We start from the raw sequence: 20,345 nt of genomic DNA on the forward strand, positions 1-20,345 counted from the left end.
CATGCCGAACAGAGTCATGCGGACGGCTCTGAGTACCAGCGCAGAGGCCGTCGCCGCGGCAGTCGTCGCGGCCGCGGTGGCGGCGGTCGGTCTGTACGCCTTCTCCCTGGTGCAGTGGCCGGCGTTCAACTCCTCCAACGTGACTCGCGCGGTCGCGACGGTCGGGCAGGTGGCTGCTCTCGCCGTGCTGGCCGCGTCGGTGGTGATGCTCCGGCTGCGCCGCTCCCCCCGTGTCGCGACCCTGCTGTCGTGGATCGGCCTCTCCGGATTCGTCACCGTCACACTCGGCATGCCGCTGGCCGCCACGAAGCTGTACCTGTTCGGCATCTCGGTGGATCAGGAGTTCCGCACCGAGTACCTCACTCGCCTCACCGACTCGCCGGCACTGGCCGACATGACCTACGCCGACCTCCCGCCGTACTACCCCGCGGGGTGGTTCTGGGTCGGTGGCCGGGTCGCGGACGCGCTCGGTACGGCCGGGTGGGAGGCCTACAAGCCCTACGCCATCGCGTCCCTCGCCGTCGCCGCCGTGGTCTCGCTCGTGCTGTGGCGCAGTCTTGTTCGGGCGGACCTGGCAGTACTGGCCGCGCTCGGCGTGACGGCCCTGATGCTGGCCTACGGTTCACCCGAGGCCTACGGCGCCACGATCGCAGTCATGATCCCGCCCGTGCTGATCCTGGCGTGGGGTGCACTCCATCGCCCGGGGTCGACGCGCAGCGCAGGATGGGGAGCCGTCGTCGGCACCGGCCTGTTCCTCGGTGTCGCCGCGACGGTCTACACCCTCTATCTCGGTATCGCGGCCTTCACCGTCGTGCTCATGGCGGTGGTCGCGGCGGTGTTGCGCTATCGGGAGAACCGTTCCCTCGCAGTGCTGCTCGACCCGGCACTTCGCCTCGTCGTCATCGCAGGCATCTCCGGGCTGCTCGCGCTCACCGTCTGGGCGCCGTACCTGCTCGCGTCGCTGACGGGCAGCACGGCGGAGAGCGGTACCGCTCTGCACTACCTGCCGGAGTCCGGGTCCGAGCTGCCCTTCCCGATGGCGCAGTTCACCCTCACGGGCGCCCTGTGCCTCGTCGGCACTCTGTGGATCGTGGTGCGCGTCCGTGATTCTCGCCGTGCGCAAGCCCTGGGTCTCGGCGTCGTCGCCGTCTACGGGTGGTGCCTGCTGTCGATGCTCGCCACCGTCGCGGGTACCACCCTGCTCGGCTTCCGACTCGAGGCGGTGCTGGTGCTGATCCTCGGCGCCGCGGGCGTGTTCGGCTTCGTGGAGGGCGCTCGGGCGCTGTACCTGGTGGCGAGTGAGTCGCCCCGGGTCCGAACCGTCTCCGTCGCGGTCGGGATCGTCGGCGCCGTCGCCTTCGCCCAGGACATCCCCCACGTCCTGCAGAACGAGATCACGGTGGCGTACACGGACACCGACGGCGACGGAGTCCGTGCCGATCAGAGACCACCGAGCGCCGTGTCGTACTACGGCGAGGTCGACGCGGCACTCCAGGAGGCGCGGCCCGGTCCGCGGACCGACACGGTGTTGCTCACCTCGGACACGACGTTCCTCGCGTACCACCCGTATTTCGGGTTCCAGGGGCTGACGTCGCACTACGCGAACCCGCTCGCCGAGTTCGCCGCCCGCGCCGACGCCATCGAGTCGTGGAGCGATCTGCGCAGCAGCGACGAGTTGATCGCCGCCCTCGATGCCCTGCCGTGGCGCGCCCCCGACGCGTTCCTCTTCCGCCGCGGCGCCGACGGTTACACGTTGCGTCTCGCGGAGGACGTGTACCCCAACGATCCGAACGTGCGCCGCTACACCGTCTCCTACCCCGAGTCGCTGTTCGACGACCCTCGGTTCGAGATCCGCGAGATCGGTCCGTTCGTCCTCGTCGTGCGCACGTGACCGCCCGCCGGGCGGACCTCCTCGCTGCCACCGTCTACACGCTGCTGTCCGTGCTGGTGCTGCACAACCAGTGGCAGCACCTGCAGTCGCAGTACCTCCGTTTCAGCGGCCAGGACCAGACCATGTGGGAGTGGTTCTTCGCCGTGACCGCCCGTTCGGTCACCCATCTCGACAACCCGTTCTTCTCCGACCTGCAGAACGCGCCCGACGGCGTGAACATGATGGCCAACACCGCGATGCTCGGCCTGTCGGTACCTCTGACACCGATCACTCTGGCCTTCGGACCGGCGGCCACGTTCACCCTCGCCCTGACGCTCGGGCTGGCGACCACCGCTTACGGGTGGTACTTCCTGTTCTCTCGCACCGTGATCCGGTCACGTGCGGCCGCGGGTCTCGGCGGGCTCCTCTGCGGGTTCGCGCCGGGCATGATCTCGCACGCCAACGCCCACCCCAACTTCGTCGTGCTCGGAGTGCTGCCGTTCATCCTGTATCTGCTCGTCCGAATGGCCGACGCGGAGAACACTCGCCGTCGCCGTCACGCCGTCGTCCTGGGTCTCCTGGTGGCGTGGCAGGTGATGCTCGGCGAAGAGCCGCTCCTCGTCTTCGCGGTCGCCGTCGCCCTGTTCACGGTGCTGTACTGGGTGTTCCGGCCGCGCCGGATCGTCCCCATGATCCGGCACGCGGCCCTGCCCGTGCTGGGTGCCGCACTGCTGACAGCGGTGCTCGTCGCGGTACCCCTGTGGTGGCAGTTCCGCGGGCGACAGCACTACAGCTACCTCGACCACAATCTGCCCGGGAACGATCTGGTGTCACTCGTCCGGTTCCCGCCCCAGTCGCTCTGGGGTGCAGCGTTTCCGATGGACGACGTCGCCCTGAACCCCACCGAGCAGAACGCGTACTTCGGCATCCCGCTGCTGCTTCTCGTCGTGGTCTCCGCCGTGGTGCTGCGCCGTCGTCCGATCGCGGTGGCCGCCTTCGTGTCGATCCTGATCCTCGGCGTCGCCTCACTGGGCGTCGCCCTCGTGATCGACGGGACGGAGACCGGCATCGCCCTGCCCGGCGAGTACCTCGACCGGATCCCGCTCCTGCAGTCCGTCCTCGAGACCCGGTTCGTACTGGCCGCGGTGCCGGCCATGGCGCTGCTGATCGCGATGGTCACCGATCACGTCCTGACCGCACCCGCGTCGCGCCGCGTCGCCGTGGTGTGGACGGGCGCTCTCGCCGCCGCACTCGTCCCCCTCGCACCGACACCGCTGCCGACGGCCGACCGGGGAGAGACCCCGTCGTTCCTGGCCGACGGGACGTGGCGCGAGTACGTCGACACCGACGACCCGGGATCGATCGTCACCGTGCCGGTCCCGAATCCCGGCACCGCCGCAGCGCTGCGCTGGCAGGTGGACACCGGGCTCGAGTACCGCATCGCCGGTGGCTACTTCGTCGGACCGAGCGGACAACCGGACGGGGAGGCGAAGTACGGCGCGATCGATCGACCCACCGCGAAGCTGCTCGGCACCGCGGGACGCACCGGCATCGTCCCGACACTGAACGACGATCAGCGACGCACGGCGCGAGAGGACCTCGCGTTCTGGGACGCCGACGTGGTGATGCTGCCCCCGACCGAGAACCAGGACGCACTGCGCGACACCGTCGACGATCTGCTGGGTCGCACCGCCACCGAGATCGACGGCACGTACGTGTGGGACGTCCGCTGACGGTCGCGGATTCTGGCGGGGCGGGTCTCGTCGCCTAGCATCGTGGCGTGCCGACAACCGCCGAGACGACGACCGAACCACCGGCCCCGGCGTCGAGACCGAGTCGATTCGCCTTCGGGAAGGCCGGAGGCCGGTCGGGACAGTTCGCCACCACGCGCATCGTCGCGATCGTCACGGGTCTGCTCGGCACACTTCTGGCGATCCTCACTCCGCTCCTGCCCGTCGAGCAGGACGCCGCGTCCGTCACCTGGCCGCAGGACGGCTCGTTCACCAGCGTCGAGACGCCCCTCGTCTCGTACAACCCGCTCTCGCTGTCGGCCACCGTCCCGTGTTCCGTTCTCGCCGACGCCGCGCCGGGCAGCCTGGTGCTGTCCACCGTCGCGCCGCAGTCACCGGATGCCCGGCGCGTGGGCCTCGTGGTCACACGGACCGACGCCGGCGACGTCACCGTCGTGCTGCGCGACCAACTGCTGCTCTCGGTGCCCGCGGACACCGTGGCCGGCTGCGATGCACTCACTCTCACCTCGACGCCGGAGAGCACCACCGCGGCGGTCGGCGATCTCACCGGCACGGCCCCGGGCGACGTGCGCCCCCAGACCGTCGGGGTGTTCAGCGACCTGACCGGATCCGCACCGGCCGACATGTCGGTACGCATCGACGTGGACTCCCGGTTCTCCTCATCACCGTCGACGCTGAAACTGCTCGCGATCGTGCTGGGGTCGCTCCTGGTCGTCGCGTCGCTGGTCGCACTGCACCGGCTCGACGACGCCGACGGCCGGCGCGCACGTCGGTTCTTCCCCCGGCACTGGCTCCGGGTCACCGGCGTGGATGCCGTGGTCGTGGGGACGCTGCTGCTGTGGCACGTCATCGGCGCCAACACCTCGGACGACGGATATCTGCTCAACATGGCGCGGGTCTCCGAGCACTCGGGATACATGGCCAACTACTACCGGTGGTTCGGCGTGCCCGAGGCGCCCTTCGGCATGCCGTACTACGACATGCTGGCCGCACTGGCCAAGGTGTCGACCGCCAGCCCGTGGATGCGCCTGCCCGCGCTGATCGCGGCCGTCCTGTGCTGGCTCGTCATCTCTCGGGAGGTCATCCCGCGCCTCGGTCGCGCGGTGCGCACCCGACCGGTGGCCGTGTGGACGGCCGGTCTGGTCTTCCTGGCCTTCTGGCTGCCCTACGACAACGGCCTGCGTCCCGAGCCGATCATCGCGCTCGGCGCTCTGCTCACCTGGTGCTCCATCGAGCGCGCGATCTCCACCGGGCGCCTGCTGCCCGCGGCCGTGGCCGTGGTGATCGCCGCCTTCTCCCTCGCTGCCGGACCCACCGGCCTCATCGCGATCGCCGCGCTGCTGGCCGGCGCGCGCCCGGTCATCCAGATCGTCGTCCGTCGGCGCCACGCCGTCGGACTGCCCGCGCTGCTGGCCCCGATCCTCGCGGCGGGCACCGTGGTGCTGTTCGCCGTGTTCGCCGACCAGACCGTCGCCTCCGTCCTCGAGGCCACCCGTGTCCGATCCGCGGTCGGACCCAACGTGAAGTGGTTCGACGAGCGGTACCGCTGGGACGCTCTGCTCAACATCTCGCCCGACGGATCGCTCGCCCGCCGCTTCGCCGTCTTCGCGATGCTGCTGTGCCTCGTGACCTGTCTCGTCGTGATGCTGCGTCGCGGCGGCCGGATCCCGGGAACGTCGACCGGTCCGTCCCGCCGCATCCTCGGCATCGTCGCCGGAGCCCTCGCCCTCATGATGTTCACGCCGACCAAGTGGACGCACCACTTCGGCGTCTACGCCGGGCTCGCAGGGTCTCTCGCCGCGCTCGCCGCCATCGCCGTGATGTCGGCGACGGAGCGTTCACCGCGCAACCGGACTCTGTTCACGGCCGCCGTCCTGTTCCTCACCGCGCTGGCGTTCACCGGGTCCAACGGGTGGTGGTACGTCTCGAGCTACGGCGTGCCGTGGTTCGACAAGCCCCCGTCCATCGCCGGCAAAGGCTTCGCGACGCTGCTGCTCGGGCTCACCGTGCTGACGCTGGCGTACGCCGCATGGCAACACTTCCGCGCTCCCTACGTCGGCGCCCAGCCGGCGCGGACCCGGCGTTTCAGCGGGGCCTCGCTCACCGTCGTGGCCGGCCTCGTGGTGCTGTTCGAGGTGTTGTCCCTGCTGAAGGGCGCGGTGTCGCAGTACCCCGCGTACTCGGTGGCCCGGTCCAACGTGAACTCGATCCTCGGTCAATCGTGTGGCCTGGCACGCGACGTCCTGGTGGAGACCGATCCGAACGCCTCGATGCTCCAGCCGCTGAACCCCGAGCCGGGCGCCGACCCGCTCGCCGGGACCGCCAGCGTCGGCTTCACCCCGAACGGCGTCGCCGGCGATCTGAGCGCCGATCGCGAGAGCTCGGGTGCGACAGGCGGAGCCAACTCGGTCGACCCCTCGGACACCGATCAGCAGGCCACCGCGAACAGCGCGGGCACCGGGGGCGGCACCACCGCCGGCACCGGCGTCAACGGCTCGCGGATCGCGCTGCCGTTCGGGCTGGACCCCGCGACCACGCCGGTGCTCGGCAGCTTCGGCTCCGGTGACGCCGCACCGGCGAGCCTCACGTCCGGCTGGTACGCGCTGCCCGACGCCGCGCAGCGAGACTTCCTGTCCGTCACCGCCGCGGGTCGTATCCGCTCGGTCGACACCGACGGCATCGTCACCCCGGGGCAGAGCCTCGAGGTTGAGTACGCCACGGTCGGGGCGGACGGTGCCGAGGAGATCCTCGGACGCGTCGCGCCCATCGACATCGGCCCGCAACCGTCGTGGCGCAACCTGCGGGTCCCCCTCGACCAGGTCCCGCCGACCGCGAACGCTGTGCGACTCGTCGCCTCCGACGAGGATCTGGCGGGCGACCAGTGGCTCGCCGTCACCCCGCCGCGCGCACCGCGGACCAACGTTCTCAACGACGTCGTCGGGTCCACCGACCCGGTGCTGCTGGACTGGTCCGTCGGACTCGCGTTCCCGTGCCAGCGGCCGTTCGACCACCGCTACGGAGTCGCCGAACTGCCGGAGTGGCGCATCCTGCCCGACCGCAACGGGGCCGAGTCGACCAACGCCTGGCAGGACTCCGTCGGCGGCGGCCCTCTGGGCTGGACCGGACTGGTCCTGCGCGCGGAGACGGTACCGACCTACCTGGCGGACGACCTCGGTCGCGACTGGGGATCCCTCGAGCGCTATCTGCCCCTCGACCCGGACGCGGTAGCCGTCGAACCCGACGTGACCACGTCGTCGCGTTCGGGCATCTGGTCGCCCGGACACATCAAGTACCAGTAAGTAACCAGCGAGTGCAGCAACCGGATCACGGTCGCATAACATCGGGAGCCGTGCCCGACGCCCTCACCTCTTCGCCGACCGCGCCGACACCTGCCGGCCCGGATCGCTCGGTGGACGTCCGACAGCAGTACCGCACCACCCGCCTCGTGGCGATGGTGGCGGGGGTTCTCGGTGTTCTCTTCGCGATTCTGACCCCGTTCCTTCCAGTCACGCAGGACGACGCCGTCGTCCAGTGGCCGCAGGACGGCACCGTCGACAGTGTCGATGCACCCCTGATGTCCCAGGTGCCGGTCTCGATATCGGTCTCCATCCCCTGCAGCGCCGTCGCGGACGTGCCGGCCGCGGGCGGCATCCTCCTCTCCACCGCGCCGCCGCAGGGCGAGGGCGCCGCGCTGAACGCGATGTTCGTCCGCGTCGGCGAGAACACGGTCGACGTCCTCGACCGCAACGTCGTGATCGCCTCCGCCCCGCGCTCCGAGGTGCAGTCGGCCGCGTGCGGGGCGATCACCTTCGAGTCGACCATCGATGCCACGTCCGCGTCGTTCGACGGGCTCGTGGACGCACAGGGCAATCCCCGCGCGGGTCAGCTCGGCGGCGACCTGCGGCCCCAGGTGGTCGGCGTCTACTCCGACCTCGCCGGCAGCGCCGAGCAGTACCCGGGCCTCGACGTGTCGATCGCCGTCGACTCCCGTTTCTCGTCGTCGCCCACCGTGCTCAAGCTGCTCGCCATGGCCGCCGCCATCGCCTGCACGGCGCTCGCACTGAGCGCGCTGGCCAGGCTCGACGGTGTCGACGGCCGCACCCACCGCCGCTTCTTCCCCGCGCACTGGTGGAAGGTCACCGGTATCGACGCGGTGGTGGTCGGCGCACTCGCCGGCTGGCACTTCTTCGGCGCCAACACCGCGGACGACGGGTACCTGCTCACCATGGCCCGCGTCTCCGAGAACGCCGGCTACATGGCCAACTACTTCCGCTGGTTCGGTGTCCCCGAGGCGCCCTTCGGCTGGTACTACGACGTGCTGGCCGCGTTCGCCAAGATCTCGACGGCGAGCCCCTGGATGCGCCTGCCCGCGCTGATCGCCGGCATCCTGTGCTGGCTGGTCATCAGCCGCGAGGTGGTCCCGCGCCTCGGGCGCGCGGTGCGCGTCAACTCGGTCGCCGTCTGGACCGGCGGACTGGTCTTCCTCGCCTTCTGGCTGCCGTACAACAACGGGCTGCGTCCCGAGCCCGTCGTGGCCCTCGGCGCCCTGCTCACGTGGTGCTCCGTCGAGCGCGCCATCGCGACCGGACGGCTGCTCCCCGCCGCCATGGCAGCGCTGATCGGCGCCTTCACCCTCGCCGCCGCACCCACCGGCCTCATGTGTGTCGCCGCGATCCTGACGGGCATCCGGCCGCTGGTGCGCATCGTCGTCAAACGGCACCGCATGGTCGGGACGCTGCCGCTGCTGGCACCCATCGCCAGTGCCGGCGTGCTGGTCCTCATCGTCGTCTACGGGGACCAGACCTTCGCGGCGGTCCAGGAGTCGACGCGTGTGCGCACGCTCATCGGTCCGAACCTGCCCTGGTACAACGACTTCCTGCGGTACTACTACCTCTTCGTCCAGACGGTCGACGGATCGGTCGCCCGCCGCTTCGCCTTCCTGACCATGCTGCTGTGCCTCTTCACCACGGTGTTCGTCCTGCTGCGTCGCAAGCGGATCCCGGGCGTCCCGTCCGGTCCGGCGTGGCGTCTCATCGGTGTCGTCTTCGGCACCATCTTCTTCATGATGTTCAACCCGACGAAGTGGACCCACCACTTCGGGGTGTACGCCGGCATCGCCGGTTCGCTCGCGGCGCTCACCGCCGTCGCGGTCTCGGCCAGTGCACTGCGGTCGCGGCGCAACCGCACCGTCTTCGTCGTCGGTCTCGCCTTCGTTCTCGCACTGTCGTTCTCGGGCATCAACGGGTACTGGTACGTCTCGAGTTACGGCGTGCCGTGGTTCGACAAGGTGGTCTCGGTCAAGGGGATCCAGTCCAACACCGTGCTGCTGATCCTGTTCTTCGCCGCCGTCGGACTCGCGGCATGGCACTATCTCCGCGAGGGATTCGCTGCGCCGCAACCGAAGCCCGGAACCGAACGCGGGCGGCGCATCCGCAAGTTCGCGGCCGCGCCGCTCACCGTGGTGGCCGGGTTGCTCGTCCTGTTCGAGATCCTCTCGCTCCTCAAGGGTGCCGTCTCGCAGTACCCCGCCTACTCGCTCGGTCGCTCCAACGTGCAGGCGTTGGCCGGCAACAGCTGCGGACTGGCCGGGGACGTCCTCGTGGAGTCCGACCCGAACGCCGGTGTGCTGTCGCCACTTCCGGGACCGGTGGACACTGCCACGGGCCCACTGGGCGGCGCCGAGCCCGTCGGCTTCACACCCAACGGCATCCCCACCGACCTCAGTGCCGACGCCGTGGAGGTCAAGCCCGGACAGGGCAACACCGACCAGCAGTCTGTGGGCGCGTCCTTCGAGGAGGGCCAGTCCTCCGGTACCGCGGGTGGTGTCGGCGCCGCCGGCGTCAACGGCTCCACCGCGCGCCTGCCCTTCGGGCTCGACCCCGCCACGACACCGGTCCTCGGCTCGTACCAGACCGGGGTGCAGACACCGGCCTACGCGACGTCGAGCTGGTACGGCCTCCCCGCGCGCAGTGACGACGCGCCCCTGGTGGTGGTCAGTGCGGCCGGCCGCATCTGGTCCGAGAACCAGGAGACCGGCGAGAACACGTACGGTCAGTCGCTCCGCGTCGAGTACGGCGTCCGGCAGCCGGACGGCTCGGTGCAGGTCCAGGGCGACTACCTCCCCAAGGACATCGGCCCGGCACCGTCGTGGCGCAACCTGCGCATCCCGCTCGACGAGCTCTCCCCCGATGCGGATGCCGTGCGTGTGGTCGCCAACGATCCCAACCTCACCGGTGACCAGTGGCTGGCCTTCACGCCGCCCCGCGTGCCCGTGGTCGTCCCGCTGCAGGAGGAGATAGGCACGACGCAGCCCGTCCTGCTGGACTGGGCCGTGGGGCTGCAGTTCCCGTGCCAGCGTCCGTTCGACCATCTCGACGGCGTCGCCGAGGTGCCGAACTTCCGCATCCTGCCCGATCGCGGGTTGGCGGTCTCGTCCACCGACACGTGGCAGGCCGCGGAGAACGGTGGCCCGCTGGGCTTCACCGAGATGCTGGCGACACCCACCACCGTCCCGACGTACCTGAACCACGACTGGGGACGCGACTGGGGTTCGCTCGAGCGCTACGACAGGTTCGATCCGAGCGCGTCCGCAGCGACCGTCGAGGTCACCGAGCAGACCCGGAGCGGGCTGTGGTCGCCGGGGACGCTGCGGGTCTACTAGACAGCGTTCGTCACCCTGTGGGATCCGCCGGCGCGATCGGCGACGGGTGTGAGCACGAGTTCGGCGCGGGGACGCCGTCGAAGCGGTCCTGCAACCAGTCGACCGCCACCAGCCCGCCGACCTTCGCCGTGTCCTGGTGTGCCACCTGGCCGATCCAGGCGACGTCGGACTCGGGAGACGGTGCGGAGCAGGCCGTCCGGGCCAGCAGCGCCGTCGTGTTCGGGAGGACGACCGTGTCGGCGAGGCTCTGGACGACGAAGAGGGGTACGTCGACGCGCGAGAGGTCGATGGCCTGATCCGCTGCGGCGGCAGCCCAGTCCGGGTTCTGCATGGGGTCGGAGTCGAAGAACTGCTCCCCCTCGGCGCGCTCGAGCAACAGTTCGGGCAGTTCGTCCGTGATGCACCCGTCGGCCAGCGACCGGTAGCGCGACATCGCCGCGTCGCCGAGCACCCCCTCGAGCGGCAGGTCGGGATACACGACCGGCCACGAGACCGCGACGCTGGGCCCGATCCCCCACGCCACGAACGTGTTCCATTGTTCGGAGAACAGCGGACCCAGCAGCGCCGCGGGCGCTGCCGCCGCCGCGCCCACCGACCGGAGCTCGGGCGCGTAGCCGGCGAACATCGCCGTGCCGATCGCCGCGTGACCGCCTTGCGAGTGCCCGAACGTGGCGTACACCGAACTCGCTTGCGCCGGAGCGTGATCGCGCGCCGCACGCACCGAGTTCAGAACGTCCTGCGCCTCGCTGCGGGCGATCAGATAGTAGGTGTCACCGGCGGTGCCGAGGCCCGTGTAGTCGGTCGCCGCGACGACCCACCCGCGCTCCATCACGGACGGCAACCAATTCGTGAAGTCCAGGGTGTCCATCGTCGGGTGGTACCGCCGCGACGGGGTGCACTCGTCTCCGAAGCCGAGCGTGCCGTGAGACCACGCCAGAACCGGACGACCACCCGGCGGCGCCGGTGCCGTCGGCACGATGAGCATTCCGGACGAGACGGCGGGCGACCCGTCGGGACGCTGGGTGCCGTAGAGCATCCGGTAGGCCGTGCCGCCGGGCACGTCCAGATCGTCGATCGGCTCGATGCGGATCAGCTCACCCGGCGCGGCAGGCGTGTCCGGTGACTCGTAGAACGACGCGATCGACTCCTGGAACCGCGCATCGACGCGAGACGTCGTGGACGACCGCGTGATCACCACCGCCACCACCGCGGCCACCACCAGCACCACGACCGCTCCGACGCAGGCCAGGACGACCACGGTCCGTCTCATGGCAGCACGATAGCCCCGGCGGAACTAGATCGGGAACAGATGCTGCTTTCTCGGTCGCGGTTCCTTCGCCTTGTCGCGCAGGATGCGCAGGGCCTTGCGGATCTCGAGACGCGTGGTGGACGGCTCGATCACGGCGTCGATGTAACCGCGCTCGGCGGCCACCCACGGCGTCGCCACGTGCTCGTTGTAGAAGTCGATGAATCCCTGACGGATCGCCGGAGCGTTGTCGCCCGCCTCGGCCAGCTGCTTGCGCGCCATGATCGACACCGCACCCTCCGCGCCCATCACCGCGATACGTGCTGTGGGCCAGGCGAAGTTGATGTCGGCGCCGAGCTGCTTCGACCCCATCACCGCGTATCCGCCGCCGTACGACTTGCGGATCACGATGGTGACCTTGGGGACCGATGCGCACACGTACGAGAAGATGAACCGGCCACCGCGCTTGATGACGCCGATCTTCTCCTGCTCGAGCCCCGGCAGGAATCCCGGTGTGTCCGTGACCAACACGAGCGGGATCTCGAAGGCGTTGCAGATGTTGATGAAATGAGACGCCTTGTCGCTGCTCGCCGCGTCCAACGCGCCGCTGAGGTGCATCGGCTGGTTGGCCACCACTCCCACCGGACGACCGTCGACGCGGGCGAACCCGACGATGATGTTGGACGCGGTCTGTGCGGTGAGTTCGTGGAAGTCACCGTCGTCGAAGATCCGCAGCAGGATCTCGTGCATGTCGTACCCGGCGTTGTCCGAGTCCGGCATGAAGGTGTCCAGCGAACGATCGTCGTCCGTGATGGTCGGCTCGAGACCGGGGTTGATGACCGGCGGCTGCTCGTGGCAGTTCGACGGCAGGTACGACAGGTACTTGCGCACCCACTCGAACGCTGCCTTCTCGTCCTGAGCCACGTGGTGCACGTTGCCGTACTCGGCCTGCTTCCGGGCACTCCCGAGATCGTGGAGGCTGACGTCCTCGCCGGTGACGGACTTGATGACGTCCGGGCCGGTGACGAACATGTAGGCCTCTTCGGTGGCCACGATGATGTCGGTGTTGATCGGCGCGTACACGGCGCCGCCGGCGCACTTGCCCAGGATCACCGAGATCTGCGGGCACATGCCGGACAACGGTTCCTGCCGACGACCGAGCTCCGCGTACCAGGCCAGCGACGTGACGGCGTCCTGCACACGCGCGCCGCCCGAGTCGTTGATACCGACGCACGGGCAACCGACGTCCGCCGCGAACTCCATGATGAGCGCGACCTTGCGGCCGAACATCTCGCCGACGGTGCCGCCGAACACGGTCTGGTCGTGCGAGAACACGGCGATCGGTCGGCCGTCGACCGTGCCGTGGCCGGTGACCACGCCGTCGCCGTACAGCGAGTCCTGGTTGCCGGGCGCGCGGACGAGGGCGCCGATCTCGACGAAGGAACCCGGATCGAGCAGCATGTCGATGCGCTCGCGCGCACTCGGAATGCCCTTCTTCGCGCGCTTGGCGATGGCGACGTCCCCTGCGGGTTCCCGCGCCACCTCCAACTTCTCGCGCAGTTCGGCCAGCTTGGCGGCAGTGGTGCTCACGTGTGCGACTCGCTTCCCTCCGGCGTGATCGACGCCGAAATGTCTCGCATCTTGCCCGTCAGATCCGCGGCGATCGCGCGGATGTACGGCTCGTCGATCACCGCGAGGTGGTCACCGCCGATGTGCACGATGTCCAGATTCGGTGCGAACGGCGCCCAGCCGCCGTGGGGCTCCCGCTTGCCGAGCCGAGGCTCGAGCGCGATGGCGTCGTCGTGGTACTTGTCCGCCATGTAGAGCGTGACGTCCCCGTCGTAGTGCTGGGGCCGGGCGGTCTGGATCGCGCGGTTGTCCAACCAGGACGTGCGCTGGTGCTCGATGATGCCGCTGGGGATCTTGGCGCTGCTCATCTTGACCATGTCCATGATGATCTTGATCTGGCCGTCGTCGTCGGCCTGTGCCAGCTTCTCGTACGGCAGCGGGTAGTCGACGTTGTAGAGCTTCTTGCCCACCTGCGCGTAGCGCTTCCAGCGGAGCTCGATCTCCTCCGGGGTGTCCGGGATCGGCTCGTACGGCATGACGGTGTCGATGAGCCCGACGTTGCGCACGTCGGCGCCCTCCTCGCGGAGCATCGTCGCGACGGCGTACGAGAGCACACCGCCGAGGGACCAGCCCATCAGCACGTACGGCCCGTCGCCCTGGATCTCCCGGAGCAGGGGCAGATACTCGCGGGCGCGATCCTCGATCGGTCCCTCCGTGCGCTCGAAGCCGTACATCGGCGTGTCCGCCGGGAGTCGCTTGAGCAGCGGCTCGTACACGACGCACGAACTGCCCGCGGGATGGAAGACGAACACCGGCACCGCGGTGGAGCCCTCCGGGCGAGCGCGCAGCGTGCGCACCAGTCCGGTGACGTCGCCCGACTCGAGGAACGGCCGCACCACGTCGGCGAGCTGCTCGATCGTCTCCGAGTCGAGGATGTCGTCGAACGTGATCTCGCCCTTCGACCGCTCACTCAGACGCTCCGCGAGCTTCTCGGCCGTCGGATCATCCAGCACGGGAAGGGGATTGAAGATACCTTTGGCGGACTGCCCCGTCACCACGGCCCACGTCGCAAAGGTGAGGCGCTCCGCGGCGTCACGCGGTGCGACGTCCGTCCCGGTCGCCTCCGCGAACGACTGTGCGTCGCCCACGTCGGTCACCGCGTCGGACACGGGCGCCTCGAACGCCGTCGCCGTGGTCGGGCCCGCCTGCCCGCTGTCGGATCCCGGTACGGTCTCGTCGACCGCCGTCTCGGGCTCGGCGATCACCGGATCCGGCTGTGCGACAGGGGGTTCCTGCTCGGGCGTCTGATCGGCGGCCTGCTCGGCCGTGCGCTCGCGTTCCTGCTGCTCGGCGAGCGCCGCGACCTCCTCGCGATTGTCCAGCGCGTAGCGGAGGTACTTCTCCACCTCACGCAGGCTGGCGTCGCGCACGGCCTGCAACTGCACCTGGGGGATGTCGAACTCGAACTCCACGCGGTTCTTGATGCGCACGGCCATCAGTGAGTCGAGACCCAGTTCGATCAACGGGATCTCGGCCGGCAGATCCTCCGGCGCGTACCCCATCGACTCGGCGACGATGATCGCGAGACGATCCTCCATCGTCTGGGTCCCGTTCGGGATCCAGCGATCGCCGAAGTCGTCGACGACCTCGGGTTCCTCCTCCACGAACGGAGCCGCCGCGGCGGAATCGCCTGCGGGAGCCAGTGATCCGACACCGCCCGCCGCGGTGACCACGGCGTCGGCGACCGGCACGAAGAGGGTGCCGTCGTTCCAGTGCACCTGGAGGGACGCACCGCCCGGATGCGGGGTGAGCGTGGTGGTGAGCGAACCGGTGGTGGGCACGGGGCGCTGCGTGACCACGGCGCCGACCGTCACGTCGCCCAGCACCTCGCCGGCGAGTGTCGACACCAGATCGCCGATGGCGGACACACCGGCCACCGGTGTCTCCCAGACGACGCGGCCGTCGGGCAACGCGACTCGCGCGCCCCCGGCGCTGCCGCTGCCCAGATGCACCGCGGCGTCGATCCAGTGGTGTTTGCGCACGAAGGCGGTGCGTGGCGGTTTCGCGTACTCGCCGGGTCCGAACAGACTCGACAGCGTCACGGCATGGCCGTGCACGTAGAGGTCGGCGAGTGCGGCGAGGAACGTCGCGGGCTCGCTCTCCTTGCGCTTGAGCGTCGCGATCAGCGTCGCGTCCGGGACACCCGTCGCCCAGGCCGTGGCGGCCACGGACATCAGCGCCACCGGATTGGGCGACAACTCCACGAAGGTGGTGTAGCCGGCATCCACGGCCAGCTTGACCGCCTGGGTGAACCAGACGGGATGGCGCATGCCCTTGGTCCAGTACTCGACACCGTGGATCGGCTCGTGACCCGCGCGGTAGAACGCTTCCCTGTCCACCGACGAGAACACCGACACGGCGAGTGGGGTGGGCTCGATGCCCATCAGTTCGGCCGCGAGCTCGCCCAGCAACGGATCGACGGCCGAGGTGTGTCCGGCGCCCTTCACGTCGAGGATGCGGCCCATCTTGCCGAGCGACTCGGCGTACTCGACCAGCTGTCGCACCGGCTCGGCCGGTCCGCCCACGGTCGTGTGCGTCGGCGCTGCGTACACGCTGGGCTCCACCCCGGGGAAGCGATCGGTGAGGTCGGCGACCTCCTGCGCGGAGAACTCCACCAGCGCCATCGCGCCGGCCTCGGCGTCGCCGAGACCTTCCTGGCCCTCGCCGAGCAGTCGCGAACGCGCCACAATGATGCGCACCGCGTCCTCGAGGTTCAGACCACCGGCGGCGTACGCGGCGGCGACCTCACCCATCGAGTGGCCCACCACCGCGGTCGGCGCAGCGCCGTACGCACGCAGGGTCTCGACGAGCGCCACCTGGATCGCGAAGATCCCGACCTGCGAGTTCTCGAAGTCGTACGTGAGCGAGTCGTCCGAGACGATCGCCCGGATCGAGTACCCGGACTCGTCCTCGATGAGGGCGTCGACGCGATCGAGCGCCGCGGCGAACAGCGGCTCGGACGCGTAGAAGTCCTTCGCCATCGTGCGGTGCTGCGCACCGAAGCCGGAGAACACCCACACCGGGCCGTTGGACGCGGGCGCGTCGGCGGAGAACACGCCGGGGCCCGGCTTGTTGTCGGCGACGGCGCGCAGTCCGGCGACGGCCTCGGCACGCGTCGTGGCGAGCACGACGGCGCGGGAGCGCCCGTGATTACGACGGGCGAGGGACCGACCGAGAGCCTCGAGGTCCGTGGTGCTGCCGACCTCGGACTCGATCCAGTCGGCCAGATCCGATGCCGCACGACGACGGCGCGACGGCATGCTCGCCGACACGGCGAGGAGAACGGGTCCCGGCTCCGGCGCCTCCTCGGACTCGGCCGGAGACGCCGACACACCCGCGAGTACCCGCTCGATGTCCGCCGGCGTCTCCTCGGGAACGCCCACGGGCTCCCCGATCAGCGCTTCCGGATCGACCGCTGTCGAATCGAACTCCGGCGAATCGAACTCGGGTGCGCCGGCAACGCTCGGCGCCGACGCGGCGGGAACGTACTCGCGGACCACGACGTGCGCGTTGGTGCCGCCGAAACCGAAGCCGGAGACACCGGCGATGGCGGTGCCGGAGTACCGGGGCCAGTCCGTCGCGGTGTCGACGACGCGGAGCCTGGCCGCGTCGAACGGAATGTAGGGGTTGGGTCCGGCGTAGTTCAGGGACGGCGGCACCTGGTTCTCGCGCATCGCGAGGATCACCTTGATGAGCCCCGCGGCGCCCGCGGCACTCTCGAGGTGGCCGAAGTTCGTCTTCGCGGAACCGAGCAGCGCGGGCTTGTCCGCGTCGCGTCCGCGGCCGACGACGCGACCCAGTGCATCGGCCTCGATGGGGTCGCCGAGGATGGTGCCGGTGCCGTGCGCCTCGATGTAGTCGACGGTGGTGGGCACGATGCGGGCGTCGCGGTAGGCGGTCCGCAGGACGTCGGCCTGGGCGTCCGGGTTGGGCGCGGCCAGCCCGTTCGAGCGACCGTCCTGGTTGACCGCGCTGCCCGCGATGACCGCGAGCACGGTGTCCCCGTCGCGCTCGGCGTCCTCGAGACGCTTGAGCACCACCAGGCCGCCGCCCTCCGAGCGGATCATGCCGTCGGCGTCCGACGAGAACGCCTTGATGCGGCCGTCGGGTGCGAGCACGCCGGTCTGCCCGAATCCGAGCGTCGCGGCGGGCGAGAGCAGCATGTTCACGCCGCCGGCCAGGGCCAGGCTCGACTCACCGGTGCGGAGGCTGCGCACCGCCTGGTGCACGGCGACGAGGGACGACGAGCACGCGGTGTCCAGCGCGACGGACGGCCCGCGGAAGTCGTAGAAGTAGGACACGCGCCCCGCGACGACGGCGGTCGACGTGCCGGTCAGTGCATAGGGGTGCGGGTCGGGATCGCTGACGGCGATCATCTGGTAGTCGTTGGTCGACGTGCCGATGAAGACGCCGACCTGCGTGCCCTTGAGTTCGTTGGCCGGAATCCGCGCGTCCTCCAGCGCTTCCCACGTGAGCTCCAGCGCGAGGCGCTGCTGCGGGTCGACGTTGGCCGCCTCGCGCGGCGACATGGCGAAGAACTCCGCGTCGAACGTCTTGACGTCGTCGAGGTACCCGCCGCGGGTCACCGTCTTCTCCACCGCCTCGGCGATGGCACGGTCGCCGAGGAACTCGGACCACCGGCCCTCGGGCAGATCGGTGATGCCGTCGCGTCCGCCGGACAGCATGTCCCACATCTCGTCCGGCGTGTGGCCGGCACCCGGGAAGCGGGTGGACACGCCCACGACGGCGATGTCGTGACTGTCGTCGGTGGTGCCGGACAGGTAGAACGCGTCGTCGGTGGTGCCGCTCTCCGACTCGGGCTCCCCGTCGATGATGCGTGTCGCGAGCGAGGCGATCGTGGGGTGCTGGTACGCGACCGTGGCCGTCAGCGTGACGCCGACCAGATCCTCGATGTCGCCGCTCAGCGCGACGGCGTCGCGGGACGCGAGACCGAACTCCTCCATCGGACGGTCGTCGGAGATCTCCGAGACGTCCTTGCCGGTGGCCTCGGCGACCCAGGCGCGGAGCCAGTCCCTCAGCTGCGCGACGGTCATGTCGCCCGCCTGCGGGGCCCCGGCGTCACCTGTCGGCTCCGGTGCGGACGTCGTTGTCTCTTCTTCAGCCATCAGCTCGCCAAACTACCCGCGTCGGGTGATCAGTCTTCGGGATTGTCGGGGAACGCCGTCTGCTGGTAGCCACCACGCAGCGTGCCCTCGATGTACGCCGCCTTGCAGGCCCGACGCGCGATCTTGCCGCTGGACGTACGCGGGATCGAACCGGCGGGAACCAGGAGGATGTCGCGTGCCGTCACGCCGTGGCGAGTCGAGATCGCCGCACGCACGGTGTCCGCGATGGGCTGCGGATCCGCCTTGCCGGCGCCCGGCGCCCGCTCGGCCACGATGACCAGCTGCTCGGACGAGTCACCCGGGTCTCGGGTGAGTCCGGCGCCGCCGTGCTCGAAGACGAAGTCGGGAAGCTGGTTCGCGGGCACGGCGAAGGCCGCCACGAAACCGGGGCGCAGCGCCGTGCTCGCGTCCTGGGCGGATGCCTCGAGGTCCTGCGGGTAGTGATTGCGGCCGTCGACGATGACCAGGTCCTTCACGCGACCGGTGATGTAGAGCTCGCCGTCCACGTAGACACCGAAATCGCCGGTGCGCATCCAGTTCGCGCCCTCGGCCGCACCGTCGGCGTGGCTGTTCTCCGTCTGGCGCGAGACCAGCTTGTTGTGGAAGGTCTCCGAGGTCTCCTTCTCCCGACCCCAGTAACCCTTGCCGATGTTCTCGCCGTGCAGCCAGATCTCACCGACGTGCCCGTCGGGAACCTCGGACGCGGAGTCGGCGTCGACGATGGCAGCCCACTGGCTGCGTGCGACGTAGCCGCACGACACCTGCGGAATGGAGTTGGGCGTTCCCTCGGCGACCTGGACGACACGTCCGGAGTTGAGCTCCGTGCGGTCGACGTGGATGACCTTGGCCTCGTCCGAGTGCTTGGTGGAGGAGACGAACAGTGTCGCCTCCGCCATGCCGTACGACGGCTTGATGGCCGTCTTCGGCAGTCCGTACGGCATGAACGCGTCGTTGAACTTCTTCATCGACGTGGTGGTGACCGGCTCGCTGCCGTTGATCAGGCCGATGACGTTGGACAGGTCCAGCGACTCGCCGTTCTTCGGCAGGCCGCGCTGTGCCGCGTGCTCGAACGCGAAGTTCGGTGCAGCCGCAAACGTGCCGGCACCGTCGGACACGGCGGCGAGTTCCTTGATCCATCGCCACGGCCGCTGCACGAAGGCACGCGGGCTCATGATGGTGATGTACTTGCCGCCCAGCGCCGGCAGGATCACGGTGAGCAGGCCCATGTCGTGGAACAGCGGCAGCCACGTGACGCCGCGCGAGTCGTGGTTCAGCTCGATCGCGTCGACCATCTGCAGGGCGTTGACGCCGACGGCGCGGTGCGTGATCTCCACACCGGCCGGCACGCGGGTCGATCCGGACGTGTACTGCAGGTACGCGATCGCGTCGATGTCGGTGGGCGGCTCGGTCCAGGTGGCGCCGACGCTGTCCGGGATGGCGTCGACCGCGATGATGCGGGGGCGCTGCGCCGCGGGAAGAGCGCGGAAGAACTGGCGTACACCGGCGGCCGAGTTGGTCGCGGTGAGGATCGCCGACGGCGAGCAGTCGTCGAGCACGGCGTGCAGGCGGTCGCTGTGTCCGGGCTCGTCCGGATCGAAGAGCGGTACCGCGATGGTGCCCGCGTAGACGGCACCGAAGAACGCCACGACGTAGTCGAGGCCCTGCGGAGCGAGGATCGCCACGCGGTCACCGGGCGACGTCACCTGCTGCAGGCGCGCGGCCACGGCGCGCAGACGGGCACCGAACTGCGACCAGGTGAGCTCGTGCACCTCACCGTCGCGCTCCCGCGAGTAGTCCACGTAGCGGTAGGCCAGGTCGTCGCCGTTGTCCGCGACGTTCTGCTCGACGTGGCGGACCAGCGTCAGATCCTCGCGGATCACGATGTTGCCGGTGTCGTCGACGAAATCGTCGAACGAGTTACTCATCATTCTCTCCTCCGAAGCAGTGCGACACCGCCGGCTACACGACACCGCCCAGTTCTGATGTGGGCGCGGTCTGCTGGATGCACGCGCTCGTTCTCGAGCGTCGTCATCTTACTCACCGGTAAGTCTCACCGGTCCCG

Annotated in this window: 8 protein-coding genes; 4 read left to right on the forward strand and 4 right to left on the reverse strand. The window is 69.7% G+C overall.

The window, feature by feature from the left end; translation table 11 throughout:
* The first annotated feature begins 1 nt into the window (after position 1).
* Genes QE449_RS00595 through QE449_RS00610 form a run of 4 tightly spaced genes read left to right on the forward strand, consistent with a single transcriptional unit; the run spans position 2 to position 10,282 of the window.
* Positions 2-1,891, forward strand: coding sequence for a galactan 5-O-arabinofuranosyltransferase (locus tag QE449_RS00595; RefSeq protein WP_307107996.1), 1,890 nt, complete (start codon positions 2-4; stop codon positions 1,889-1,891).
* A complete protein-coding gene (locus QE449_RS00600; protein ID WP_307107997.1) occupies positions 1,888-3,603 on the forward strand; it encodes a 6-pyruvoyl-tetrahydropterin synthase-related protein in 1,716 nt (571 codons plus the stop codon). Before QE449_RS00595 ends, QE449_RS00600 begins: the two co-directional genes overlap by 4 nt.
* 47 nt (positions 3,604-3,650) lie before the next feature.
* Complete coding sequence (locus tag QE449_RS00605; protein ID WP_373428234.1) at positions 3,651-6,920, forward strand: arabinosyltransferase domain-containing protein; 3,270 nt, start codon at positions 3,651-3,653, stop codon at positions 6,918-6,920.
* A gap of 50 nt (positions 6,921-6,970) precedes the next feature.
* On the forward strand, positions 6,971-10,282 hold the full coding sequence (locus QE449_RS00610; protein ID WP_307107998.1) for an arabinosyltransferase domain-containing protein: 3,312 nt from the start codon (positions 6,971-6,973) through the stop codon (positions 10,280-10,282).
* Between the two features lie 10 nt (positions 10,283-10,292).
* Here QE449_RS00610 and QE449_RS00615 read toward each other — a convergent pair whose 3' ends face one another.
* From QE449_RS00615 to fadD32, 4 genes are read right to left on the reverse strand one after another with little or no spacing between them, the layout of a single operon-like run.
* Positions 10,293-11,552 (reverse strand): lipase family protein, encoded by a 1,260-nt coding sequence (locus tag QE449_RS00615; protein WP_307107999.1) that lies wholly within the window; start codon positions 11,550-11,552, stop codon positions 10,293-10,295.
* A gap of 24 nt (positions 11,553-11,576) precedes the next feature.
* Complete coding sequence (locus QE449_RS00620) at positions 11,577-13,118, reverse strand: acyl-CoA carboxylase subunit beta (protein ID WP_307108000.1); 1,542 nt, start codon at positions 13,116-13,118, stop codon at positions 11,577-11,579.
* Entirely contained in the window at positions 13,115-18,283 is a 5,169-nt protein-coding gene (gene pks13, locus QE449_RS00625; RefSeq protein WP_373428236.1) for a polyketide synthase Pks13, read from the reverse strand. Before pks13 ends, QE449_RS00620 begins: the two co-directional genes overlap by 4 nt.
* Before the next feature lie 29 nt (positions 18,284-18,312).
* On the reverse strand, positions 18,313-20,208 hold the full coding sequence (gene fadD32 / locus QE449_RS00630) for a long-chain-fatty-acid--AMP ligase FadD32 (protein WP_027507279.1): 1,896 nt from the start codon (positions 20,206-20,208) through the stop codon (positions 18,313-18,315).
* Between the last annotated feature and the right edge of the window lie 137 nt (positions 20,209-20,345).

Source organism: Rhodococcus sp. SORGH_AS_0303, from assembly GCF_030819335.1.
Classification (GTDB): Bacteria; Actinomycetota; Actinomycetes; order Mycobacteriales; family Mycobacteriaceae; genus Rhodococcoides.